General features: G+C 46.0%; 23 protein-coding genes. 19 read left to right on the top strand and 4 right to left on the bottom strand.

The window, feature by feature from the left end:
* The first annotated feature begins 3 nt into the window (after positions 1-3).
* From B9A91_RS03210 to B9A91_RS03175, 8 genes are all read left to right on the top strand, one after another.
* The gene (locus tag B9A91_RS03210; protein WP_084236970.1) at positions 4-312 is read left to right on the top strand and encodes a hypothetical protein; all 309 of its coding nucleotides are present in this window, start codon (positions 4-6) and stop codon (positions 310-312) included.
* On the top strand, positions 299-1174 hold the full coding sequence (locus B9A91_RS03205) for a FecR family protein (protein WP_159451628.1): 876 nt from the start codon (positions 299-301) through the stop codon (positions 1172-1174). Before B9A91_RS03210 ends, B9A91_RS03205 begins: the two co-directional genes overlap by 14 nt.
* Positions 1175-1385: 211 nt before the next feature.
* A complete protein-coding gene (locus B9A91_RS03200; RefSeq protein WP_084236968.1) occupies positions 1386-4121 on the top strand; it encodes a TonB-dependent receptor in 2736 nt (911 codons plus the stop codon).
* A gap of 137 nt (positions 4122-4258) precedes the next feature.
* Positions 4259-4762 carry a hypothetical protein gene (locus B9A91_RS03195; RefSeq protein ID WP_144008843.1) on the top strand — a complete coding sequence of 168 codons (504 nt, stop codon included), beginning with the start codon at positions 4259-4261 and terminating at the stop codon, positions 4760-4762.
* Positions 4763-4779: 17 nt separating this feature from the next.
* Positions 4780-6438: a RagB/SusD family nutrient uptake outer membrane protein gene (locus B9A91_RS03190; RefSeq protein ID WP_084236966.1), complete on the top strand. Its 1659-nt coding sequence runs from the start codon at positions 4780-4782 to the stop codon at positions 6436-6438.
* A 4-nt stretch (positions 6439-6442) separates the two neighbouring features.
* Positions 6443-7819 (top strand): sulfatase-like hydrolase/transferase, encoded by a 1377-nt coding sequence (locus B9A91_RS03185; RefSeq protein WP_084236965.1) that lies wholly within the window; start codon positions 6443-6445, stop codon positions 7817-7819.
* A gap of 41 nt (positions 7820-7860) precedes the next feature.
* Positions 7861-9363 carry a sulfatase family protein gene (locus B9A91_RS03180; protein WP_084236964.1) on the top strand — a complete coding sequence of 501 codons (1503 nt, stop codon included), beginning with the start codon at positions 7861-7863 and terminating at the stop codon, positions 9361-9363.
* Positions 9364-9367: 4 nt separating this feature from the next.
* Positions 9368-10855, top strand: coding sequence for an arylsulfatase (locus tag B9A91_RS03175; protein WP_084236963.1), 1488 nt, complete (start codon positions 9368-9370; stop codon positions 10853-10855).
* Here B9A91_RS03175 and B9A91_RS03170 read toward each other — a convergent pair whose 3' ends face one another.
* The 4 genes from B9A91_RS03170 to B9A91_RS03155 are packed head-to-tail and all read right to left on the bottom strand — an operon-like array spanning position 10856 to position 13688.
* Positions 10856-11221: a DUF2200 domain-containing protein gene (locus B9A91_RS03170; RefSeq protein WP_084236962.1), complete on the bottom strand. Its 366-nt coding sequence runs from the start codon at positions 11219-11221 to the stop codon at positions 10856-10858.
* A gap of 31 nt (positions 11222-11252) precedes the next feature.
* The gene (gene selD / locus B9A91_RS03165; protein ID WP_084236961.1) at positions 11253-12302 is read right to left on the bottom strand and encodes a selenide, water dikinase SelD; all 1050 of its coding nucleotides are present in this window, start codon (positions 12300-12302) and stop codon (positions 11253-11255) included.
* Position 12303: 1 nt separating this feature from the next.
* A complete protein-coding gene (gene mnmH, locus B9A91_RS03160) occupies positions 12304-13335 on the bottom strand; it encodes a tRNA 2-selenouridine(34) synthase MnmH (RefSeq protein ID WP_084236960.1) in 1032 nt (343 codons plus the stop codon).
* Positions 13332-13688, bottom strand: a complete 357-nt coding sequence (locus B9A91_RS03155) for a winged helix-turn-helix transcriptional regulator (protein WP_084236959.1) — start codon at positions 13686-13688, stop codon at positions 13332-13334. The genes mnmH and B9A91_RS03155 overlap by 4 nt, the downstream gene beginning before the upstream one ends.
* An 82-nt stretch (positions 13689-13770) precedes the next feature.
* On the opposite strand from B9A91_RS03155, the gene B9A91_RS03150 reads away from it, so the two are divergent.
* From B9A91_RS03150 to B9A91_RS03100, 11 genes are all read left to right on the top strand, one after another.
* Positions 13771-14652 carry an NAD(P)H-binding protein gene (locus B9A91_RS03150; protein WP_084236958.1) on the top strand — a complete coding sequence of 294 codons (882 nt, stop codon included), beginning with the start codon at positions 13771-13773 and terminating at the stop codon, positions 14650-14652.
* 23 nt (positions 14653-14675) lie between these two features.
* Positions 14676-15512 (top strand): AraC family transcriptional regulator, encoded by an 837-nt coding sequence (locus B9A91_RS03145; protein WP_084236957.1) that lies wholly within the window; start codon positions 14676-14678, stop codon positions 15510-15512.
* Between the two features lie 148 nt (positions 15513-15660).
* Positions 15661-16266, top strand: a complete 606-nt coding sequence (locus tag B9A91_RS03140; RefSeq protein ID WP_235012448.1) for an ankyrin repeat domain-containing protein — start codon at positions 15661-15663, stop codon at positions 16264-16266.
* A gap of 111 nt (positions 16267-16377) precedes the next feature.
* Positions 16378-18600, top strand: coding sequence for a heavy metal translocating P-type ATPase (locus B9A91_RS03135; RefSeq protein WP_084236955.1), 2223 nt, complete (start codon positions 16378-16380; stop codon positions 18598-18600).
* Between the two features lie 30 nt (positions 18601-18630).
* Positions 18631-18843, top strand: a complete 213-nt coding sequence (locus B9A91_RS03130; RefSeq protein WP_084236954.1) for a heavy-metal-associated domain-containing protein — start codon at positions 18631-18633, stop codon at positions 18841-18843.
* 76 nt (positions 18844-18919) lie between these two features.
* Positions 18920-19318, top strand: coding sequence for an HYC_CC_PP family protein (locus tag B9A91_RS03125; RefSeq protein WP_084239557.1), 399 nt, complete (start codon positions 18920-18922; stop codon positions 19316-19318).
* Between the two features lie 160 nt (positions 19319-19478).
* Positions 19479-19829, top strand: coding sequence for a heavy-metal-associated domain-containing protein (locus tag B9A91_RS03120; RefSeq protein ID WP_084239556.1), 351 nt, complete (start codon positions 19479-19481; stop codon positions 19827-19829).
* A gap of 29 nt (positions 19830-19858) precedes the next feature.
* Positions 19859-21157 carry an efflux RND transporter permease subunit gene (locus tag B9A91_RS03115; RefSeq protein WP_084236953.1) on the top strand — a complete coding sequence of 433 codons (1299 nt, stop codon included), beginning with the start codon at positions 19859-19861 and terminating at the stop codon, positions 21155-21157.
* On the top strand, positions 21154-23091 hold the full coding sequence (locus B9A91_RS03110) for an efflux RND transporter permease subunit (protein ID WP_084236952.1): 1938 nt from the start codon (positions 21154-21156) through the stop codon (positions 23089-23091). The genes B9A91_RS03115 and B9A91_RS03110 overlap by 4 nt, the downstream gene beginning before the upstream one ends.
* Positions 23057-24325, top strand: a complete 1269-nt coding sequence (locus B9A91_RS03105) for a TolC family protein (RefSeq protein ID WP_235012447.1) — start codon at positions 23057-23059, stop codon at positions 24323-24325. Before B9A91_RS03110 ends, B9A91_RS03105 begins: the two co-directional genes overlap by 35 nt.
* Complete coding sequence (locus B9A91_RS03100) at positions 24303-25514, top strand: efflux RND transporter periplasmic adaptor subunit (RefSeq protein WP_084236950.1); 1212 nt, start codon at positions 24303-24305, stop codon at positions 25512-25514. The genes B9A91_RS03105 and B9A91_RS03100 overlap by 23 nt, the downstream gene beginning before the upstream one ends.
* The last annotated feature ends 6 nt before the right edge of the window (positions 25515-25520 follow it).

The following is a 25520-nucleotide window of genomic DNA, read 5'->3' as shown; positions in this document are numbered from 1 at the left end:
GAAATGGAAAAGGACGAATTTTTAAAACTGACAGAAAAAATAAGCACAGGCACCGCAACAGCCCATGAAATTGCGCTGTACAACGCTTATTATAAAGTGCTGGAACAAACGGCAAGCCAGGATGAGCTGTACAATGCTGCTGATATAGAGCAAAGGCTTTTAAATGATATTATTCGTGAGATACACCAGGTAAAACCAGTTAAAAAATTACATCGTTTGTGGTATTGGGGCAGTGCCGCAGCGTTAATCCTTATTGTTGGCGCCTTGTCTGTCGTTATTTTCAGTCCTGAAAAACAATTTGAAGCCCCGTAAAAAGAGAAGTACCTACGCCAGCGATGTAAAGCCGGGCGGGAACAAGGCCACTTTAACACTGGCGAACGGTAAAAAGATCAGTTTAACAGATGCAGAAAACAGCACCATTACCGAGCAGTTGGGCGTAAAAATTACCAAAACAGCCAATGGCCAGCTGGTATACACCTTGCTTGGACAAACGGATGCCTTTAACAAAAAACTGGCCACGCAATTCAATACCATTGAAACCCCAACGGGTGGTCAGTATCAAATAAACTTACCAGATGGCACATCGGTTTGGTTAAATGCAGCCTCTTCATTAAAATATCCGGTTATGTTTGACAAAGCACAGCGTAGGGTGGAGCTGAGTGGTGAAGGTTATTTTGAAGTGTCGAAAGATAAAAAACGGCCATTTGTTGTAGCTACGGCCAAATATGAAGTAGAAGTGCTGGGTACGCATTTTAATGTGAACAGCTACAGGGATGAAGCATTGAGTAAGACCACCCTTTTGGAAGGATCGGTCAGGATAAATGCTATTGCAAAGAAAAAAGAAACGCCTGGCAGTGGTATTTTGCTCTTACCAGGGCAGCAGGCCGTTTTATCGGATGAGGCTAATAAAGTACTTGCGGTAGATACTGAAGAGGCTGTTGCCTGGAAGAATGGCTATTTCCTGTTTAATGAGGAGAGCCTGGAAAGCATCATGAAAAAAATTGAGCGCTGGTATGGCGTTGACGTGCAGTATAAAGACAAGCCGGAAAGCATACAGTTTATGGGCAGGGTATCCAGGTCTAAAAATATTTCTGCGGTATTAAAAGCCCTGGAAACTGCGGGCAATGTGCGTTTTGAAATAACAGGAAAAAAAGTATATGTAACCAAATATTAACAACAAAAACCAAGCGTATGAACAAAATGGTACCTCCTTAACCTGGTTAGCAGCTAATCCATTCAAAATAAAGCCGGACGTGCGGGAACACTTCCGGCAGTAATTGCTGGGTTACGCTAAAATCTTTGAGCTAACAAACAATTTAACCGGCAAACCCTACCCAATTGCTGCGGAACAGGATTGCTATGTATGAACCCAAACAACCAAATGTATGAAATTTTTGAATCTATTTTTACGGATTATGAAGCTCACCATCGTCATCATAACCACCTGCCTGCTCCAGGTCAGTGCTGCTGGATTTGCACAGCGGATCACCCTGTCTGAGCGGAACGCTTCTCTTGAAAAAATAATCCGCAAGATCAGCAAACAAAGTGGTTATGATTTTATTGCAGATATTTCACTGGTAAAAAAAGCAAAGCCGGTAAGCATTGAGCTTAAAGGTGTTACCATAGAAGAAGCACTGCGTGCCTGCCTGGCAGACCAGCAGATGAATTATATTATTGAAGACAAGATCGTTGTGCTCAGGGCGAAGCAGTTTTCACCCTTCGGTGGAAACTTATGGAACCTTCCTTTTGTAATCGAAGTAAAAGGTAAGGTGCTCGATGAAAACGGGCAGCCCCTGCCTGGCGCAGGAATAACCGTAAAAGGCAGCAACCAAAGTACGGTTACAGACGCAAACGGGAACTTTTTATTAAAAAACGTAACTGAAAACGCTGTTTTGTTAATTTCTTATGTGGGCTATGTAACCCAGGAGGTTACAGCCACAAAGGGCGCAGCGCTGTCTATTAAACTGGTGCCTAAACCCGCAGATTTGGGTGAGGTAGTAGTAGTAGGCTACGGTACAACGAAAAAGGCCAATCTGATTGGATCGGTGGCGCAGCTTTCAGCCAAAGAAATTAACGACAGGCCTGTAACGTCGCTTTCTAATGCCCTTACCGGCCAGCTGCCTGGGGTTACCATTATACAAAGAAGCGGCCAGCCTGGATCGGCCGGTGGTAATATACAGATCCGTGGTGTTGGCTCTTTTGGCGCAAATCCTGCTGCATTTATCCTTGTTGACGGGGTACCCGTTAATTCATTCAATGATATAGACCCTAATGATGTGGAGAACATCTCGGTACTTAAAGACGCCTCCACAGCAGCAATTTATGGATCCAGGGCTGCCAACGGGGTAATCCTGGTGACTACTAAAACAGGAAAGGTCAATGAAAACGGGAAAATGAACATCAGTTACAATGGGTATACCGGTACACAACGGGCCACACAGTACCCGGAATTTGTAAATTCATGGGAATACGCCACTTTAATGAATGAGGCCCAGCCCGGTGCATATACTGCAGAGGCTATTCAGAAATTCAAAGATGGCTCAGATCCTGATAATTTTCCGAATGTGAATTATATTGATCTGGCCCTTAAAAAATCTACTTTTCAGACCGGCCATAACCTGTCTATTTCCAATGGAAATGATAAAACACAATACCTGTTGTCTTTAGGTTATATGTACCAGGACGGAATTGTTAAGAAGAACAATTACAACCGCTACAACATCAGGTTAAACCTGGTCAACAATTTCCTGCCAAACCTGAAGCTGACCACCCGTTTATCGGGCGCACAGTATATAGATAACCAGCCTGCCCCTCCGGCAACGCTAGACTGGACAGACATGCTGACGAATATTAGCCAGGTGATCCGTGTACCGGCCGTTTATGTAAATAAACTAAGCAATGGCGATTACGGCTTGGGCGTGGTGGCTAAGGGAACACCGGTTTCTTACACCGATAACGAATCTTTCTATAAAGATAAACAAACGGATTTGCTGGCTAATTTGCGGCTGGACTGGGATGTCATTAAAGGGCTTAAGCTGTCAGTTATTGGCGGTTACACCCAATTGAACGACAACTCACAGCGTTTCCTGGCCAATCAAAGGATCAATGCAACTTTAACCCTTGGGCCGGGTACCCTGAATCAGGGCAATGCTTTAAATACCTATAAAACATTGCAGCAGCTGGCAGAGTACAAACGGAACTTTGGTGGCCATGAGTTGGGTATTCTGGGAGGACATACCTACGAATATTATAAGAACGGTTCGTTTTCGGCGAGCAGAAGCGGGTATAATAGTAATTCGCTTACAGAGCTGGCCGCCGGAGATGCCAGTACACAAAAGAACGGTAGCACAAGCAGCGAGCTTGTCCTTGATTCTTACTTTGCAAGGCTGAATTATAACTTTAAAAACAGGTACCTGGTAGAGGGTACTGTAAGGTATGATGGCTCTTCGCGTTTTTCCAGTGAAAACAAGTATGCAGCCTTTCCTGCAGTAGCAGTTGGATGGAGGTTATCAGAAGAAGGTTTTTTGAAAGATAAACTCAGCTGGTTAACTGATTTGAAGTTAAAAGCCTCAATGGGGACTTTAGGGAATCAGAACATACGTAAGCTAAACGGGGAACAGGACTATTATCCTTACCAGAGCATGCTGTCTCCAAATTTCAATTATCCTTTTGGCGGTGCATTGTCAACCGGAGTGGCTAATACCACACTTACAGACGCCAGCATTCGCTGGGAATCTACCCGAACAAAGGATGCAGGTATTGATGCCACCTTATTTAAAGGGAAGCTGAATGTGAGCGCTACTTATTTCGACAGGTATACTTATGACATCCTGGTAAGCCCGGGAAACAGTGTTTCTACTGTACTTGGTCTGAATGTTGGGGTGCAGAATTCAGGTAAACTGAGCAACAAAGGCTGGGAATTTACAGCTGCTTATAAGGAAAATTTTGGGGATTTTTCTTTTAATATCAATACCAACTTCTCTATTGTGAATAACAAGGTATTGGATCTGGGTGTTGGAAACGTTGTTCAGCCAAATGGTATGGTGGGTAATGGCAGCTCCCTTTTTAACGGTTATCCTGTGAACCTTTATTATGGTTACCTTGCTGATGGCTTATTGTAGATGCAGGCGATATTGCGAGCTATCCTGATCAGAAGAGCATTAATCCGGCACCTAAGCCGGGAGATATCAGGTACAGGGATATCAGCGGCCCTGATGGTGTTCCTGACGGAAAAGTGACCGCAGCTTACGACAGAACAGTGATAGGAAGCCAAATCCCAAAATATACATATGGCATCACCCTGGGCGGAAGCTATAAAGGATTTGATTGTTCTGTATTGCTACAAGGCGTTGCCAAGGTAAGCGGAAGGTTAACAGACTATGCCGGGTATGCCTTTTATCAGAACGGAAACATTCAGCGCTGGCAGATGGACGACCATTGGAGTGCAGACAATCCCAACCGTTACGCAAAGTATCCCCGTTTGGAGGTAATTACCAATCAGGGAACCCCAAATACACTCCCATCTTCGTTCTGGCTGCTAAACGGAAATTACCTTAAGGTAAGGAACGTTCAGCTGGGGTATAAGCTGGCCAATGCTGCATTGAAAAAAGCGGGTGTACAGCACATCCGCATTTACGCTACGGCACAGAACCCGCTGGCCTTTACCAAATATCCGAAAGGTTGGGACCCGGAAATCAATACCGGAGGGAGTTATTACCCTATCCTGGCCAATTACACGCTCGGGGTAAATGTTAATTTTTAATCATAAAGATAGAAGAGATGAAAAATTCATATTTAAATAGATTTTTACCGTTCCTGCTGATATTGGTAGCCCTGGCTTCTGCCTGCCGCAAAGAGCTGGACAAAACACCTTTGGATCAGTTTTCAAACGAGGCCTTCTGGACTTCCGAACAAAACATTATGCAGGCACTTACGGGGGTATACCGAGGTAATATACAAATGCTGGCCAACCCTACGGGCGCAGAGTTTTCAGCTACGGATTGGTGGTCATACCATGGCCTGTTGTACCTGGAATTTGCTACAGACAATGCCTATGACCGCAGGGGCGATAATTCGGGGTTCAATATAATGACTAATGGTACGCATACGGCAAATAATATTTATTTGTCATACTATTGGAACGCAAGCTATACAAGAATTGCCCGCTGCAATTTTTTTCTGGAAAATATAGGCAAAGCTACCATTGATGGGGCCAAGGTTAACCGGATGACGGCTGAAGTGAAATTCATCAGGGCCTGTCAGTATTTTTACCTTTCGCAGTATTTCGGTGCAGTTCCATTGGTTACCAAAACACTTACCCTGCCAGAAGCAAATACAGTAACTAAAGCCACTAAAGACCAGGTACAGGACTTTGTTGAAGCTGAGCTAAAAGCCATTGCACCGGCGCTGCCGCGTTTTGGACAGCTGGCGGCTGCAGAACGCGGAAGGGCCACAGCCCAGGCTGCGCTGGCTTTTCTGGGCAGGTTATACCTCGCTGAACAAAAGTGGAGCGATGCGGTAACCACCTATAAGCAGATTATAGATTTTAACGACAACAGCATTGACCCTAATTTTGAGAGCCTGTTTAACGGTACCAACGAAACCAGCAGGGAAATTATTTTTGCTACCCAGTACCTTCAAGACCTGGCACCCAATGCCATGATGCAGCACAATTACCCAAGAACATTGGGTGGTTTTGTGCTCCATTGCCCGCTGGGCAGCCTTGTAGAGTCTTATGAGTTTAAAGATGGAACACCATTTTCGTACACAGATGCCCGTTACAATGCGGCAGATTTGGGTCAGAACCGCGATCCTCGTTTAAAATTTACCGTGTTGTACAATGGCCAGCCATTTAAAAATATCACTTATATCAGTCACCCTGATAATATGGCTTCGCTAGACCGCCTGTCTACCAGTTTACAGGCTACGCGTACCGGGTTCTGCATTAAAAAGTTCAACAGTGAGGCTTTTAGTGGCGGCGACCTGCAAAATTCAGGTATAGACCTGCCCATCATCCGCTACGCGGAAATATTGCTCAGTTACCTGGAAGCCAAACTGGAAAAAGGTGACGCTATAGATATGGGCCTGCTGGATGCTACGATAAACCTGGTGAGGGGTAGAAGTACGGTGAATATGCCAAAGGTAACCGAAACAAACCCGGCCCTGTTAAGAGTGATTTTACGCAGGGAGCGCAGGAATGAGCTGGCACTTGAAGGCATCCGTTACTGGGACTTGCTGCGCTGGAAAAATATAGCCCAGGTACTGAATGGCGATTTTTATGGGGCTCCTTTTCCTGGAGCAACAAACCTGCGTAAAAAAGGGACTGCTACTGATCCATATGGTCGCTGGTATGTAACTTCAAAAGCATTCAGGGCGGGGCAGGACGAGCTGTGGCCAATTCCACAGTCGGAAGTAAACAACAACCCAAACCTTAAATAATTGTATGATGATCCGTTCAGATAAGCTGATGGCCCGGTTTGGATGTATAGTCATGATGCTGCTGATTGCCGGCATCATGACCCCCGCAGGGGCGCAGAAAAAAACGGGCAGGCCAAACATTATTTTCATTTTAAGCGACGATGCCGGTTATGCAGATTTTGGTTTCCAGAGTAATAGGCTTATCCCTACACCCAATATTGACAGGATTGCAGCGGAAGGGGTAAAGTTCAGCAATGCCTATGTTACCGGTGCGGTATGCAGCCCTTCGCGGGCAGGGATACTGACCGGAGTAAACCAGGCTACCTTTGGGCAGGTATATAATTTTGTGCAAAATGTAAAATATACCATTCCGGTAGACAGCTTTGGTTTGCCTGTGAACCAGAAACTCGTTGGGCAGTACCTGAAACCTCTGGGCTATACTACAGGTATTGTGGGTAAATGGCATGAAGGCTTTGCAGCGCGTTTTCATCCGAACAGCCGTGGTTTCGATTATTTCTGGGGTTTTTTATGGGGTAGTAATAATTATACTGCCGGTACAGCTAAAAAGGTTGAAGAAAACAAAAGGCCGCTAGCCGCAGAAGACATTCCCTACATGACGGATGCCATCGGAAACCAGTCCGTAAGCTTTATACGCCGCAATGCAGGAAAGCCATTTTTCCTGTATGTATCTTTTAATGCACCCCATACCCCAATGCAGGCCAAGCCAGAATTGCTGCAGAAGTATGAAGGTAAGTTTGGCTCAAAAGGCCGGGAACTGAATGCTGCCATGACAGAAAGTATGGACGAAAATATAGGTAAGATACTAAAGGAACTGGAAGCCTGCCATTTGCTGGATAATACGCTTGTTGTTTTTACCAACGACAATGGCGGACAGGTAATCCATAGTTTTGCCGACAATTATCCGCTAAGAGGGCTAAAAGGCCAGGTGTATGAGGGGGGGGTCAGGGTGCCCATGGCGCTGATGTGGAGAGGAAAGGTAAAGGCAGGAACTGTGTACGAACCACCCGTATCAACGCTTGATCTGCTGCCGGCCTTTATCAATGCAGCAGGCGATAAAGCCGGAAAATATGCAGTATTACAAGGTACGGATATTGTAAAACTGGTGAATGGCCGGTTGAAAAAAAAGGAAAGGACTTTTTATTGGTATATTGCTAAAGATCATGGGGCCATCAGAAAAGGAAATTGGAAAATGGACTTTGTACCCGGCAAAGCACCGCAATTGTACAACCTGGCTACAGACATTTCTGAAAACCAGGATCTTTACACTACGGAGCCAGAAATTGCAAAACAGCTGTACACCCTTTTTTACAAATGGAAGGACAGCCTGCCCAAGCCCGGCTGGGTTCCCCTGAAAACAGCAGATCAGCTTGATATTCAATAATGGTTAATTTATTTTTACGCCTATCACAAAAAAAAACACAAATGAAAACGAGAACCTGGTTAACCCTTTGCATGCTTGTATTTGCCCTGGCTGCCAACGCCCAAAAACCCAATGTCATTTACATTTATGCAGATGATTTGGGATATGGGGATTTGAGCTGTTATGGTGCCGAGAAAATAAAAACACCTAACCTGGACAGGCTTGCCGCCTCGGGAATACGTTTTACCGATGCGCATTGTACATCGGCAACCTGTACCCCTTCCCGCTATGCTTTAATGATCGGCCAATATCCTTGGCGCAAACAGGGAACCGGTGTTTTGCCTGGGGATGCGGCCTTGATTATCCCAACGGATAAACTAACCTTGCCAAAACTGTTTAAGACGGCAGGCTACAAAACTGCAATAGTAGGTAAGTGGCATCTGGGCCTGGGAGAGGCCGTGGCCAAGGACTGGAACGGAGCGGTAAAGCCCGGACCGAATGAAGTTGGCTTCGATTATTCTTTCATTTTTCCGGCTACTGCAGACAGGGTGCCTACCGTATTTTTAGAGAACCATAAGGTGGTTGCGCTTGATGCAAATGATCCGATAGCGGTTGATTATGTAAAGAAAGTAGGCGATGAACCTACGGGAAAAGAGCACCCTGAACTGTTAAAACTGCAATCCTCACCCGGACAAGGGCATAACCAGACCATAGTAAATGGAATTGGCAGGATAGGTTACATGAGTGGGGGTAAGATGGCCAGATGGGTTGATGAAGAGGTATCGACTACCTTTCTGGCTACGGCCCAGCATTTTATTGAAGAAAATAAAAGCAGGCCTTTCTTCCTGTATTTCTCCCTTACAGAGCCGCATGTACCCCGCATGCCAGCTACACGTTTTAAAGGTAAGAGTGGCCTGGGTTTAAGAGGTGATGCCATTTTGCAGCTCGACTGGACTGTAGGGGAAATCACGAAGCAGCTGGCTGCACTCGGGATCGAGAAAAATACCTTGATTATATTTACCAGCGATAACGGGCCTGTACTGGATGATGGCTACCAGGATGAAGCTGTAACCAGGCTTAATGGACATACACCTGCCGGAAAGCTAAGGGGAGGCAAGTACAGCGCATTTGAAGGCGGTACCCGTGTGCCTTTTATATTGAGCTGGAAAAGCCAGGTTAAACCGCAGGTTTCTAAAGCTTTGGTAAGCCAAATGGACTTATTGGCCTCCTTTGCCGCATTGCTTGGACAAAAAGTTGCAGCAGGGGAAGCTCCTGACAGCGAAAACCTGATAGACGCCCTAACCGGAAAGTCGCAAAAAGGGCGTTCGGTATTGGTACAGCAGGGCGGAGCACTGTCTGTTGTGAAAGATGGCTGGAAATACATCAGTCCTTCGAATGGTCCTGCATTCATGAAACTGGTGGCAATTGAATCAGGAAGCCTGGAAAGCCCGCAGCTTTACAATTTAAATGAGGATATTGCTGAACAGCATAATCTGGCCGTGAAATATCCTGAAAAAGTGAAGGAATTATCGACCATTTTACAGCAGATCAAAGAAAAAAAATAACATCATGAAACAAGTGATCTTATCCTGGGCATTGATGATGCTTGGCCTGGCAGCGTCTGCGCAGAGACCTCAAAAACCCAATATCATTTATATTTACGCGGATGACCTGGGCTATGGGGAAACAGGGCCTTATGGCCAGACAAAGATCAAAACCCCAAACCTGGACCGCATGGCCCGGGAAGGAATGACCTTTACGCAGCACTACACCGGAACACCCGTTTGTGCGCCTGCCCGATGTATGCTCATGACTGGCAAGCACGGCGGGCATGCCTATATCCGCGGTAATTACGAAATGGGCGGTTTTACTGATGAAAGTGAGGGCGGACAGATGCCGCTGCCGGAGGGTACATTTACCCTGCCTAAAATGCTGAAGTTGGCAGGTTATGCCACGGGCATCACCGGAAAATGGGGATTGGGAATGGCAGGTACCACCGGCAATCCCTTGCTGCAGGGTTTTGACTACTTTTATGGTTATGCCGATCAGAAGCAGGCCCACAACTATTACCCTACACATTTATGGGAAAATGACCATTGGGACAAACTCAACAACCCTGCATTTTTAGTTCACCAGCGACTGGACCAAGCCAGGGCAACAGAAAAGGATTTTGAGCGGTTTTCGGGAACGGATTACGCGCCGGCAAAAATGACGGAAAAAGCGCTCAGGTTTATTGATCAGCATAAAGGTGGGCCCTTCTTTTTGTATATGCCCTATACCATCCCACATGTGGCCCTGCAGGCACCGAAGCAGTATGTAGACCAGTATATAGGTAAGTTCCCTGACGAAAAACCGTATTACGGAGAAAGCGGTTACTCGCCCTGCAGATATCCATTGTCTACCTATGCCGCAATGATCACTTTTCTGGATGAGCAGGTAGGCATCGTAATGAAGAAGGTAAGGGAACTGGGGCTGGATAAAAATACGATCATCCTGTTCTCGAGCGATAACGGCCCTACCTTTAACGGAGGGGTGGATCCCGTATTTTTTAACAGCAATGGCGGTTTGCGCGGATTAAAAATGGATGTATTCGAAGGAGGGATCCGTGAGCCTTTTATTGCACGCTGGCCGGGCAAAATAAAGCCTGGCTCGAAAAATGATTTTATTTCGGCCCAGTTTGATATGATGGCCACTTTTGCAGAAATCGCCGGTGCCAAAACAAATCAGACAGATGGCATTTCACTGTTGCCTACCTTAACAGGGAATGAAAAAATGCAAAAACAACGGGAATACCTTTATTTTGAATATCCTGAAAAAGGAGGACAGCTGGCGATCAGGTATGGCGACTGGAAAGGCGTAAAAACAGAACTGCGTAAAAACCCGGATAACCGCTGGATGATCTTTAATTTAAAGGATGATCCTTCGGAAACACAGGATGTTGCCGCTCAGCATCCTGATTTAATTGAGAAGTTTGACCAGATTGTAAAGAAAGAACACCAGAAAGCCCACATCAATGAATGGGAATTTCTGGATAATAAAATGAAGCTCCTGAAATGATCAGGAACTTCTCAATATTTTCTCCATTTTTCTGCCCTTGGCCAGCTCGTCTACCAGTTTATCCAGGTAGCGTACCTTCCGGGTTAAAGGCTCTTCAATTTCTTCAATGCGGTACCCGCAGATGAGTCCGGTAATGAGTGTTGCATTGGGGTTCAGAACGGCCTGCTGAAAGAAAGTTTCAAAAGTTGCCTTTTCTTCAATCAGTTGCTGCAGTTTCCTGTCGTCAAAACCGGTTAGCCATGTTATAACCTGGTGCAGTTCCGCTTTTGTTCTGCCTTTCCTTTCCACCTTTGCCACATACAGAGGGTAAACAGAGGCAAAAGTCATTTTTGCAATGCGTTCTTGTTGTGCACTGGAATTGTTCATGCCTAAAATTACATATTATCTGATAAATATGCTAAATGACCTTAATTAGTGGCCCCGCAGAAGGAGCTTCCAGCCAGCCGAAAGGAACAAGCTGATTGTCTGCAAGGCCCTGTTGCTTCAATATAGCCTCAAATTCGGCTGCGCCTTCAGGGCTAACCGCCACAAGCAGGCCACCGCTGGTCTGGGGATCTGCCAGTATGTATTTTTGCTGGTCTGTAAGCTCAGTTACTTTGTGGCCATAGCTGTTCCAGTTCCTTTGGGTGCCGCCCGGATAGCAGTTTTGCTCGAGGTAAAAGGGTAGGGAAGGGATAACAGGAACTTTATCAAATTCAACTACAGCCGACAGGTTACTGCCCTCGCACATTTCGCTGAGGTGCCCAAGCAATCCAAAACCGGTTACATCGGTCATTGCCTTTACACAATCCAGTTTTCCAAATAGCTCGCCCGGTTTATTGAGCGTAGTCATGCTTTTAAGCGCTATAGCTGCATCTTCGGACCGTAACAGGCCACGTTTCTGCGCAGTAGATAATATCCCCACACCCAGGGCTTTGGTGATGTATAAACGACATCCGCTGGTGCCTGTGGAGTTTTGCTTGAGTTTTGGAATGTCGACCAGGCCATTAACGGAAAGCCCGAAGACCGGTTCAGGACAATCGATGCTGTGTCCGCCGGCCAGCGTTATGCCGGCCTCTGCACAGATGGCCCTGGCGCCTTCCAGTACCCGTTGGGCTACCTCTGCCGGTAACTTTTCAATGGGCCAGCCGAGGATGGCAATTGCCATTACAGGCTTTCCGCCCATAGCATACACATCGCTGATTGCATTTGCAGAAGCGATTCGCCCGAAGTCGTAGGCATCATCTACAATAGGCATAAAAAAATCAGTTGTGGAGATCAGGCCGGATCCATTGCCCAGATCAAAGACCGCGGCATCGTCGCGCTTGTCGTTCCCCACCAGTAAACGGGGATCCGTAGTGGCGGGTACACTGCTGTGCAGAATTTTGTCCAGTATAGCCGGACTGATTTTACAGCCGCACCCGGCACCGTGAGAGTATTGGGTAAGTTTGATATCGTTGTGTTCCATATTAATTTTTTGAATGGTGTTTTGCCGCCAGGACACTTGCGGCATCGGCAGCTATATCTTTGCCGTTAACACGTATTGAAATGATGCTTTCCGGTTTGCGCTTATTTAATCCTGTGGTGTAGGTCTTGTCGTAATAAGCCAGCACATAGCTTACAAAATCTTCCATACGGTTTTCCCGGATGGCATTTATCGCATTCCTGGTTTGTTCTGGCCCCAGTCTTTTCCAGATGCGTTCGGTACATTCAACAAGGAAATCTTTATCCAGTTCTCCGTATTCCTGCGCCAATGTAGTTATGCGGTGGTTTAAAGGGACCTCAACCTTAAATAAACAGGCTGTACGCATTTGGTCCCAGAATGTTTTAGGGATACATCTTTTGCCAATGGTCAGGCTTTCGTCTTCTACCCATACCGGCCGTTCCGGATTGAGCAGGTGCAGCTGCAGGGCCAGGTTATTTTCAAACTGCTCCTGGGTTGGTTGAACCATTTTGTTCATTGTGCCGTAGGATGAGCCCTGATGCTGTGCAAGTGCCTCCAGGTCGATAACCTGTTCTCCCATGGCCTGTAGTTGCTGCAGTATTCTGGTTTTGCCAGAACCCGTCATGCCTCCTAAAACAGTCAGTGGATATGATTTTTTAAATTGTTCCAGGGCCCATCGGCGGTAGTTTTTATAACCGCCCGAAATCAGGTATACTTCAAAGCCATACAAGTCAAAAGCCCATGCCATGGCGCCGCTCCGCATGCCGCCCCGCCAACAGTGAAGGGCAATTTTTTTACCGGGGGCAATTTCCAGGGCCTGTTTAATAAAGCCCGACCATTTATTTCCTGTAAGGTCAAACCCCAGCAGAATGGCCTGTTCCCTACCGATTTGCTTGTAGGTGGTGCCCACCTGAACACGCTCATCATTGGTAAATATTGGGATGTTGAATGCGCCCGGAACCTTGCCTTGGGCAAATTCGGCGGGTGTTCTTACATCAATTAAAGGGACAGGTTCCTGCATAGACAGGAAATCCTGAATGGCAATGGATCTGATCATCTCCGCTTCATATCATCCAGCCCCCATGTAGCCATTGCGTTTAATACTGGCTGCAGCCCGGCACCCGAAGGCGTTAAAGAATAGGTTACAAAGGGAGGTATCACGGGTTCTGCGGTTCTGAGCACCAGTTCATCTTCCTGCAGCTGCTTTAGATGCTGGATGAGCATTTTTTCTGTAATTTCAGGAATGGCGCGTTTTAATTCGCTGTAGCGTTTTGGGCCATTTGAAAGATGGTATAAGATAATGGGCTTCCAATGTCCGCCAATTTTGTTCATTACATAAGTAACAGGGCAATAGGTAGCAGATGCCTGTTTGTTGAAATTACGCGTAGAGCTTTCTTTAATCGCTGTCATTGTTACATACTTTGGGGTAAGTACTTGTATAAAAGTAAGTACAAATATACCTTTGTATTCAACATTTTAAAAATATATCATTATGAATTTTACAATCACAGGATCACTAGGAAATATCAGTAAACCATTGGCAGAAACTTTAATCGTCGCCGGACATCAGGTAACCATCATCAGTAGCAAACCAGATAAAGCTCGGGCTATTGAAGCGTTGGGCGCAACCGCGGCCATCGGCTCTGTAGAAGATGTGGATTTCCTTACGGCAGCCTTTAAAGGTAAAGATGCTATTTACACCATGGTGCCACCAAATTTTGGGGCTTCAAACATCAGGGATTTTATTGGTTCAACAGGCAAAAAATATGCAGAGGCCATTAAGGCTTCTGGTGTAAAAAAGGTAGTTAACCTGAGCAGTATCGGCGCGCACCTGGATGGCGGTAGCGGCCCTATCTCAGGCCTGCATGATGTAGAACAAGCTTATAGTGAGCTGGATGGCGTAGCGGTTAAGCACCTGCGCCCCGCCTATTTTTACACCAATTTTTATGGAAATGTGGATATGATTAAGCATGCTGGCATCCTGGGCTCAAATTATGATGCAGCAACGCCGCTGGTGCTGGTACATCCTAACGATATTGCCGCTGCTGCTGCCGAAGAATTGCAGCAAGGTTTTGCAGGTAAGAGTGTGCGCTATATTGCCAGTGATGAAACCACTGCAGCCAATGTGGCTAAGGTATTGGGTACTGCTATTGGCAAACCAGAACTGCCATGGGTAGAATTTAACGACGAAGATGCTTTACAGGGCATGCTGCAAGCAGGTTTGCCAGAGGTAATGGCCAAAAGTTATGTAGAAATGGGGGCAGCTACCCGGAGCCGTATACTATATGCACATTATTTTAACAACAGACCGGCTTCATTGGGAAAAATAAAGCTGGAGGATTTTGCAAAGGAATTTGCAAAAGCATTCGTTTAGGATAATTTTCCTAACTTTCTCCTATGAAGGAGCATTTTCCGGTACTTGGTATAAAGGAATTTCAGTATGACCTGGCTGCGGATGATGCTTTGCTTTATCATGAGATACATGGGGAGCGGTTCATTGAAAAGCCCCATAAACACGACTTTTTTGTCTTCCTGCTGTTTGAAACGGGAAGCGGAACGCATTCTATTGATTTTTTGGATCATGAAGTAAGGAACCACCAGATGCACCTGCTGTTTCCAGATCAGGTGCACCGCTGGGAATTGGGAGCAGACACTTCTGCTTATCAGCTGATGATCAGCAGAAGTGTTTTTGAGAGCTTTGCAAACTCCCTCATGTTCTCCTTTGCACATTATAGAAACCATCCGGTAATTCACCTGAACCCGGAAGTTTTTCAAAAGCTTTTGTACGAGTTCAAAGCCATACAACACGAGCTTAATGCAAAGCCCGTGTTGTGGGATATTGTGAACTTACGAAGCAGGATTATTGCCGGTTTGGTAAATCATGAAGCAGAAATTAAGTTTAACGATCTGACAGTTTATAAGGCAAAACCAGGCCTGTTTAAGTTCCTTTCGCTGATTGACCTACATTTCAAAGAAGAAAAATCAGTAACCTTTTATGCCGATAAACTCAACATCACGGCTAATTACCTGAACATCCTTTGCAAAAGGCATTTTAACGCATCGGCTAGCCAGCTGATCCAGAACAGGGTAATACTGGAAGCCAAACGTCTTTTGCATGCTTCAGAAAAATCTGTAAAAGAGATTGCCTTTGAACTGGGTTTTTACGATCTGGCTTATTTTTCCAGGTTTTTCAAGGCCCAAACAGGTACATCCCCAAGACAATTCAGGGAATAGTTATAAATTGTCCAAGTTCTGACAGGAATACTCCATCTTTTTAAATTTTAGTGCAGCTAACTTTGAAATCGAATGTTATGACATGAAGCAAAACCTGATCTTAATTTTTTCAATGATTTTTTTTAACTGCTGCAAAGCATCTACAGATATGTCAAATCTAGCTACTGAGCAAATCACAATTATTGAGGCCGTAAAAAATAAACAGCTGGAAGTGGTATCCGCTGCGCTAAAAAAAGGCGCAGACGTGAATACCAAAGCCAAAAACAGCAAATCGCTGTTGCTGATTGCAACGCAGCTGAACGATCTGGAGATGGCAAAATTACTGGTTTCCTATAAAGCTGATGTAAACCAGCAGGATGACATACACGACAGCCCTTTTTTATATGCAGGTGCCTCGGGAAATGTAGCCTTGCTCAAACTTTTTCTGGCAAATGGAGCGCGTTTCGATATTTTTAACCGTTATAATGGGACAGCACTTATCCCGGCCTGTGAAAGAGGACATGTTGAAGCTGTAAGGCTGCTGGGCAACATAAAAGGCTTTCCCATTAACCATGTGAACAGGTTAGGCTGGACAGGCCTGATGGAAGCCGTTGTGCTGGGGAATGGCAGCAGTAAATATGTAGAAATTGTTCAGAACCTGGTAGAGGCAGGATGTGATACCAGCATCCCCGACAAAAATGGGGTTACTGCCTTGCAGCATGCCATTTCGATGGGTTTTTCTGGCACAGCCAATGTTTTAAGGAATAAAGGATAACCCAAAATACTATGGCGCTGTACAAAATTTTATAAACTATTCGCATAATCCTGTAAAAATCTGGGGTTGTTGCCGTGCTACCTTTGTATTGTTAATTAAACAAAGATAGTCATGAACAACAATGTAGAAACAATTTCGATGCCGGTACTGGGGATGACCTGTGCTGCTTGTGCCGTAAGTGTTGAATCTATTATAGCTGCACAAGAGGGTGTAGATAAAGCTGCTGTTAATTATGCCACGCAAACTGTACAGGTAAGCTACCGCCCTGCTGTAGTTCAGCCTGAAGCTTTCCAAAAGGCAGTTCAGTCTATAGGCTACGACCTGATTGTACAGCAGGAAGGCGCCAAAGAACTTCAGGAAGAAGCGCAAAGAAACCATTACCAGTCGCTCAAAAAAAGGATGATCTGGTCGCTGATCCTTACCATTCCGGTTGTTATTATTGGTATGTTCTTTATGGATATGCCCAATGGTAATTATTATATGCTGGCCTTAACCACACCTGTTTTGTTCATCTTCGGCCGTAATTTTTTTGTGAACGCCTGGAAGCAGGCCAAATATGGGAAGGCCAATATGGATACCCTGGTGGCTTTAAGTACAGGTATTGCTTATGTATTCAGTGTTTTCAACACCTTTAATCCCGAATTCTGGCACAACAGGGGCCTGCACCCACACGTGTATTTTGAGGCCGCAGCAGTGGTAATTGTGTTTATCATGCTGGGTAAGCTGCTGGAAGAAAGGGCAAAATCAAACACGTCTTCAGCCATTAAAAAGCTAATCGGCTTACAGCCTAAAACAGTAATTGTATTGACCGATGCCGGAGAAAAAGAAATTGCGGTGGCCGATGTAAAGATTGCAGATCAGCTATTGGTACGCTCCGGAGAGAAAGTGCCGGTAGATGGTGTGGTGTATGAAGGCAGTTCTTTTGTAGACGAAAGTATGATTACCGGTGAGCCGGTTGCTGTAGCCAAAAAGGCGGGTGATAAGGTTTTTGCCGGAACCATTAACCAGAAAGGCAGCTTTAAGTTTAGGGCAGAGAAGGTTGGTGGTGAGACCATGCTGGCGCAGATCATTAAACTGGTGCAGGAAGCCCAGGGATCTAAAGCCCCGGTGCAGAAACTGGTCGATAAAATTGCGGGCATATTTGTGCCTATAGTGATCCTGATTGCGCTCATTAGTCTGGGTGCATGGATGGTATTTGGAGGCGAGCATGCCTTTACACAGGGATTACTTGCTATGGTTACCGTATTGGTTATTGCCTGCCCTTGTGCGTTGGGGCTGGCAACACCTACGGCAATCATGGTGGGTATTGGAAAAGGTGCAGAAAGTGGTATTTTAATCAAAGATGCTGAAGCTCTGGAACTGGGTCATAAAGTAAATGCTGTAATTTTAGATAAAACCGGTACCATTACCGAAGGCAAACCTGAGGTAACCCATGTAAAATGGGCTGCTGAACTGCCTAAAGATAAGCCACAGCTTCAGGGCATATTAATGGCTTTGGAACAGGCTTCAGAGCACCCGCTGGCAGAAGCTATTGTACGCAAGCTGAGAACAGAAAGCATTAAAAGTGCTGCAGTAAGCGATTTTGAAAGCCTGACCGGTAAAGGTGTTGTTGCAGTGGCCGAAGGAGAAAAATACTGGGCCGGCAGCCATAAAATTTTAAATGGGCAGCATGTTCCGGAGGCCTTGCAGGCCAAAGTAACGGAACTGCAGCAACTCGCCCAAACCGTAATTTATTTTACCAGCTCATCGCAGGTACTCGCAATTGTGGCCATAGCCGATCAGATCAAGGCCGGCTCTGCCCAGGCCGTCAGTGCTTTAAAAGAGGCAGGTATAGCTGTGTACATGCTCACCGGCGATAACGAGCAGACGGCGGCTTCTGTAGCAGCACAGGCTGGTATTGATCATTTTAAAGCCGAAGTACTGCCTTCAGATAAATCGGACTTTGTAAAAGAGTTGCAGGCCAAAGGTAAGGTGGTGGCCATGATCGGGGATGGTATTAACGATAGCCAGGCACTGGCACAGGCCGATGTTTCTATAGCCATGGGCAAAGGTTCGGATATTGCCATTGATGTGGCCAAGATGACACTGGTATCTTCCGATCTGCAGCAGGTGCCTAAAGCCCTGCGCCTATCTAAACTCACGGTAAAGGCCATTCGCCAGAACCTGTTCTGGGCATTTATTTACAACCTGATCGGAATCCCTATCGCTGCCGGGCTGTTGTACCCAATCAATGGTTTCCTGCTGAACCCAATGATTGCCGGGGCCGCAATGGCATTGAGCTCTGTATCGGTAGTAGGCAATAGCCTGAGGCTTAAACTTGCAAAACTTAGTTAATCATTATAAAACTCTTTAAAATAAAATATCATGGAAACACTAAAATTTAAAACAAATATCAAATGCAGCGGATGTATTGCTGCGGTAACACCCTTCCTTAACGAGCTGCCTGAGGTAACCAAATGGGAAGTAGATACCAATAACCCTGATAAAATCCTTACTATAGAAGGAAATGATAGCCTTGATGCAGAAACAGTGGTAAATACCATTGAAAAAGCGGGCTATGCAGCAAGGGAATTGTAAAAGAAACAATACGATGTAAAAAAAGAACGGAATTATGTAAAAATAATTCCGTTCTTTTTATAACCTTTGAATGATCATGAAAAGAACACTGCTTACTATTCTTGCCATCTTTTATCTGGGCATAGCCAGCGGGGCAAGTGTGCATTTTCATTATTGCATGGGCAAACTGGTTAGCTGGGGCTTTGAAAAAGAATCCCGGAAGGTTTGTGATTTCTGCGGAATGCCTAAAACGGAGTCCAAAAAGAAATCGTGCTGCAAAGACATCGAACAAAAAGCCAAGGTTGAAAAATCCCAGAAGGCGGGTCAGATCAGTTATAAGTTTGATCAGCTTCCTGTAGTGGTTGTCCTTCCGGAGCTGCTTGTAAACTGCCAGCCAGCCGTACCTGTAAAAATTACCAGGGAAGCATTGAGCAATGCACCCCCCGATGGAACGAGAGTCCCTGTTTACCTGAAAAACTGTACCTACAGAATATAATACCAGCTGTCTTTTTTTAACAGGTACTTCCTGTACCTGACGCTGTATTGCGTGCATTTTGCTGTGTTCCAAAAACCGGAACCTGCACCAGGCATTCAAAACAGCCCGAAGCGATCCCGCTTTAAAACACAATTATTTACATTTTCTTAAAAACAATTTTATGAACTCATTGAGAATTCTTTCGGTAGTCGTATTGACTTTCCTTGGCAGTGCTGTATTTGCACAGACTAAAACAGACAAAATTAAAGTATTGGGTAACTGTGGCATGTGTAAAAAGAAAATAGAATCTGCACTTAAAGTACCCGGTATAAGTGCGGCCGACTGGAATAAAACCACTAAAGTGCTTACGGTAAGTTACGATTCTACAAAAATCAGCAACCAGCAGGTACAGCAGAAAGTAGCTGCGGTAGGCTATGATACCGAGAAGGTAAAAGCTACAAAAGAGGCCTACGAAAAATTACCTGACTGCTGTCAGTACGACCGTACAGGTAAAGCAGGCGAAACACACTAAAAAAAGGCAGCTGGTTATTATAAAATATTATGGTACATAAAATTATAGAATGGTCGATGCAGAACCGGTTTATTGTACTGGTGCTTTCTGCGGGCTTATTTATATGGGGCGTATTCTCCGTACAAAAGAACCCGATAGATGCCATTCCAGACCTTTCGGAAAACCAGGTTATTGTGTTTACCGAATGGATGGGACGTTCGCCGCAACTGATAGAGGACCAGGTAACTTATCCACTGGTCACCAATTTACAGGGTATCCCTAAAATCAAATATGTGAGGGGCTCTTCTATGTTCGGTATGAGTTTTATCTATGTCATATTTGAAGACGATGTAGATGTGTACTGGGCCCGGGAGCGGGTAATGGAACGGATCAGCACCATTTCGAAAACCCTGCCCGATGGGGTAACGCCACAGCTGGGACCAGATGGTACAGGTGTAGGCCACGTGCTTTGGTATACACTCGATGCTCCGGATATGGACCTGGGCGAACAGCGGGCCATACAAGACTGGTATGTGAAGTTTGCCCTGCAAAATGTATCGGGGGTAAGTGAAATTGCCTCGTTTGGCGGTTTCCAGAAACAATACCAGATCACCGTAGATCCGAATAAACTGCTCTATTACAAACTTACCGTGCCGCAGGTGATTGCCGCAGTAAGGGCCAACAACAACGAATCGGGCGGCCGCAAGTTCGAAATGAGCGATATCGGATATATCATCAAAACTTCAGGCTATCTCAAATCGCTGGAAGAAATAGCCAATATCCCGGTTAAAAACCAGAACGGAACTCCTATCAAGGTCTCAGACCTGGCCACGGTACAAATGACCGGCGAGACCAGGCTGGGCATATTTGACCAGGATGGTGAGGGTGAACGGGCCGGTGGTATTGTAGTGATGCGCTACGGTGAAAATGCCGCTGAGGTGATTGACAAAGTAAAGGCCAAGATGAACGAAGTGGCCAAAGGCCTGCCCAAAGGCGTAAAGTTTGATATTGTGTACGACAGGGGCGAGCTGATCAAAGAATCGGTCGACTCGATCAAAAATACGCTCATTGAAGAGATGATTGTGGTATCGATCATCGTATTTATATTCCTGTTCCACTGGCGCAGTGCGCTGAGCATCATTATCCAGATCCCGATAACCATTGCCGCCAGTTTTATCCTGCTCAATGCATTCGGTATTTCATCCAACATCATGTCGCTCACTGGGATTGCCCTGGCCATAGGCGTAATTGTGGACAATGGGATCATCATGAGCGAAAATGCCTATAAACACCTGGCCGAACGGTACGAATTGTGGGAAAAGAACCAAAATAAAACGACAACATCATGATCAAGTGGTTTAAAAATATATTTAAAAAATCGCCCGACTGGATTACAGAAGAAGACCGCCTGGCGGTCATCACCAAGTCGAGCAAGCAGGTTTCCAGAGGGGTATTTTTTGCAACAGTTATTATCATTACCTCCTTTTTGCCGGTATTTATGTTAACCGGACAGGAGGGCAAGCTGTTCCACCCGCTGGCCTTTACCAAAACATTCATCATGATTGTGGATGCCCTGCTGGTCATTACCCTGGCGCCTGTACTTATTTCTTTCTTTATGAAAGGCAAGTTCAAGCCAGATAATGCCAATCCGGTAAACCGCTTTCTGGAAAAGGTTTATGAACCGGTTATCAGGGTAGTGCTGAAATGGAGAAAAACAACGATAGCTGTGAATGTGATTGCTTTGCTGATTACCATTCCTTTGCTTAAAAACCTGGGTACAGAGTTCATTCCCCCGCTCGATGAGCAGAGCATTCTGTTTATGCCGGTAACTTTGCCGGATGTATCCAATGCCGAGGCAAAGCGGATTTTGCAGGTGCAGGACAAGATCATCAAATCGGTACCTGAAGTAGATAAAGTGCTGGGAAAGGCTGGCCGTGCCAGTACGGCAACCGACAACTCGCCGATCAGTATGATCGAGACCATCATTACGCTGAAGCCGAAAAGCGAATGGCGCGAGGGCATCACTAAAAAAGATATTGTTACCGAGCTTGATGCCAAATTGCAGATTCCGGGCGTGGTAAACGGCTGGACGCAACCCATCATTAACCGTATCAATATGCTGGCTACGGGTATCCGTACCGATGTGGGCATTAAAGTATTCGGGCAAAACCTGGATACCATTGCGGCCGTATCTGAAAAGGTGAAAGCGGCATTGGAAGGTACTCCGGGAGTGAGCGATTTGTTTGTAGAGCCCATTACAGGTGGAAAATACCTGTCAATCAATATTAAAAGAGAAGAGCTGGCGCGCTACGGCCTGAATGTGGATGACGTGAACCAGGTGGTAGAAAGTGCATTGGGCGGCGCGCCCGTAGGCAATACCATTGAAGGCAGGCAGCGTTTTTCCATCAGCGTGCGCCTGGCGCAGGAATACCGTAATAGCGTAGCCCGTATTGAGCGTATCCCGATACAGTCGCCCGGTTTTGGCGAAGTTCCTTTATCGGCTGTAGCCGATGTGAAATTTGAGGATGGCCCGCCAATGATCAGTTCCGACAACGCCATTTTACGTGGTGCGGTAATGTTTAATGTGCGAGACAGGGACCTGGGCAGCACCGTAAAGGATGCAATGGAGAAACTGAACAAAGAAAAAGGGGTGCTGCCCGAAGGATATTTCCTGGAGTGGAGCGGGCAATACGAGAACCTGATTCGCGGACAGCAGACCCTGATGTGGATTGCCCCGGTTGTGTTGGTGATCATCTTTTTCTCACTCTATTTTGCTTTTCACTCTGTAAGGGAAGCCTTCTTAAGCCTTATTACCGTTCCTTTTGCCCTGATAGGTGGTGCTTATATGATCTATTTCTGGGGCGTTAACCTATCGGTAGGTGTGGCTGTAGGCTTTATTGCTTTGTTTGGAATAGCAGTGGAAACCGGGATTGTGATGGTCATTTACCTGAACGATGCCATGCATCAGCTGGTAAAACTGAGAGGAAACTCGAGTGAGACAATTACTAAAGAAGAGCTGCGGGAATATGTGATCCATGGTGCAGCGAAAAGGTTAAGGCCAAAACTGATGACGGTATGTGTATCGTTGTTTGGACTGGTGCCTGTACTCTGGGCAACAGGGGTAGGCGTGGATGTGATGCAGCCTATAGTGCTACCCATGATAGGCGGGGTACTAACCTCTTCTACACACATTCTGCTGGTTACCCCGCTGATCTTTTTAATGTCTAAAGAGTATGAATTGAGGAAATATGGAAAACTGGAGGTGCACGATGTACATCATTAAGAAAATATTATGGATTTTATTGCTGCTGCCCTTACAGAGCATAGCGCAGCAGCCGGTTCTTTCGCTCGACAGCATTTTATTGCGGATAGACAGGAACAATTTGTTGCTGCAGTCGTACGGTTTGAAAGCCGAAAGTTTTAAACATACGGCAAAGGCGGCAACTGCCTGGATGGCCCCGATGGTAGGGGTGGGTACCTTTATGACACCCTATCCCGGACAAATGCTGATGGACGACAGGGACAAAGGCTCTGTTATGCTGCAGCTGGAACAGGACATTCCCAATCCGGTAAAACTGAATGCGAACAGGCGTTACATAGAATCGAAAGGAAAAGTAGAAAATGAGACTCGGGGCGTAACCTTAAATGAGTATAAGGCACAGGCCAAGCGCCTGTATTTTGGCTGGCTGGTAGCAGCGCAGAAAATTGCGGTGCTGCAGCAAAACCAGAAGATCATGGAGACCATGAAAAAGATCGAAGAGATCAGGTATCCCTACAACCAGTCTAAACTGGGCAGCGTTTACAAAACGGCATCAAAGCTGGAAGAGAACCACAACATGATCAGGATGCAGGAAGGTGATATAGCGCGTGCCCGTGCCTGGCTGAACAGCCTGATGAACCAGCAGGGAAATGCAGGCTTTGCCATTGATACGGCCTATCAGCCCGGGTTTGTGCCGGAAGCAGCTATAGATACCGCCAGCCTGGCCCTGGCGCGGAACGACATTAAAAAAATGGATTACAGCATACAATCCATGCAGCTGAACATAGAGGCGATGAAAAAACAAAGTCGCCCCGACTTTAAGCTGAGGTTCGACCACATGTCGCCCTTAACCAAAATGATGCCCAAAGCGTTCAGTGTAATGGGAATGGTGAGCATCCCGATAGCCCCATGGTCGTCGAAAATGTATAAGTCTGAAGTGAAAGGAATGGAGTATGAAGTACAGGCTATGGGTAAAGAAAAGGCGGCCATGCTGCAGGAAACCCAGGGTATGCTGTACGGCATGCAGTTCGAGATCCAGTCAATGCAGAAGCGCATTGATGCGATGGAAGACAAGATTGTGCCTGCCCTGAAAAAGACGCTTGATGTAAGTTTTTTGAGCTACAGGGAAAATAAAATGGAGCTGCCAGAAGTGATTGGTGCATGGGAAGCTTTGACCATGATGCAGACCAATGTGCTTGATGAGAAATTGAAATTATATTTAATGATTGCTGATTATGAAAAAGAACTATATCGTTAAGGGCCCTTTGCACATTGCCCTTGCTGCGGTTCTGCTGATCAGTGCCTGCAAGCAGAAGAAAGCAGATCCACAGGCTGCTCATGAGGACCCTGCGGTTGTAAAAATAGACAGTAACCTGTCCCACTTGTTAAAGCCATCGAACGAGCAGGTGGTATCCAGACTGCCGGTAATTAAGGCAGAGTACGGTACTAAGATATTCACCGAAGAGGCACAGGGCATCATCAGCTACGATACACGTAATGAAAACAATATTTCCAGCAGGGTAAGTGGAAGGATAGAACGTTTGCTGATCAAATACAATTACCAGCCTGTAAAAAAGGGCCAGCTGATTATGGAGGTCTATTCACCCGATCTGGCTGCCGCACAGCAGGAACTGTTGTTTTTAAAAGGTGCCGACCCTGCTATGCTGCAAAGTGCCAGACAACGTTTAATGCTGCTGGGCATGAGTGCTGCTGCCATTAACCAGGTATTGAATACCGGAAAGGTGAATTACCGCATCCCGGTATACAGCAATGCTGATGGTTATATCCTGGAGAAATCGGCAGCTGCACCTGCAGCTTCGGCTCCTGCCACATCGATGCCAGCCGCGGCGGGAGGAGATGGCATGAGCGGGATGGGCGCTGCTGCCGCTACACCAGCAGCAGCTCCGGCAGCAGCGGCACCTGCAAGTAGTCCGGTAATGCTGCGCGAAGGCCAGTATGTAAGTGCGGGCCAGTCTGTATTCACGGTTTATAATGCCGACAGGCTTGTTGCCGAATTTTCCCTTAAACCGGCCCTTGCCGCATTACTTGGTAAAGGAGATAAGTTTATGTTTTACAAGACGGCAGACAAGCGTACGATACAGCAGGCCTCAATAGGCCTGATACAACCTGTTTTTAAGAACGGAGAAAACTTTACCATTGCCAGGGTATATCTTAACAAACCGGCTTTCAGGGTTGGTGAACTGCTTACAGCCAGGATTCCCGTATTGCTGCCGGAATCCTGGTGGCTGCCGGAAGCTGCTGTTGTGTCCTTGGGTGGCAAATCCGTGCTTTTTAAAAAGGAAGGCAATGTGGTGGTGCCTAAAACGGTACATACCGGGATTACCATTGCCGGAATGGTGCAGGTTAAGGAAGACATCAGCAATTGGGAGGTGAGTAAAAATGCCGCTTACCTGGTAGATAGCGAAAGTTTTATCAGAGAGCGTTAAAAATAT

Source organism: Pedobacter africanus (assembly GCF_900176535.1).
Taxonomy (GTDB): Bacteria; Bacteroidota; Bacteroidia; order Sphingobacteriales; family Sphingobacteriaceae; genus Pedobacter; species Pedobacter africanus.
This window is presented reverse-complemented; position numbering and strand designations above follow the sequence as displayed.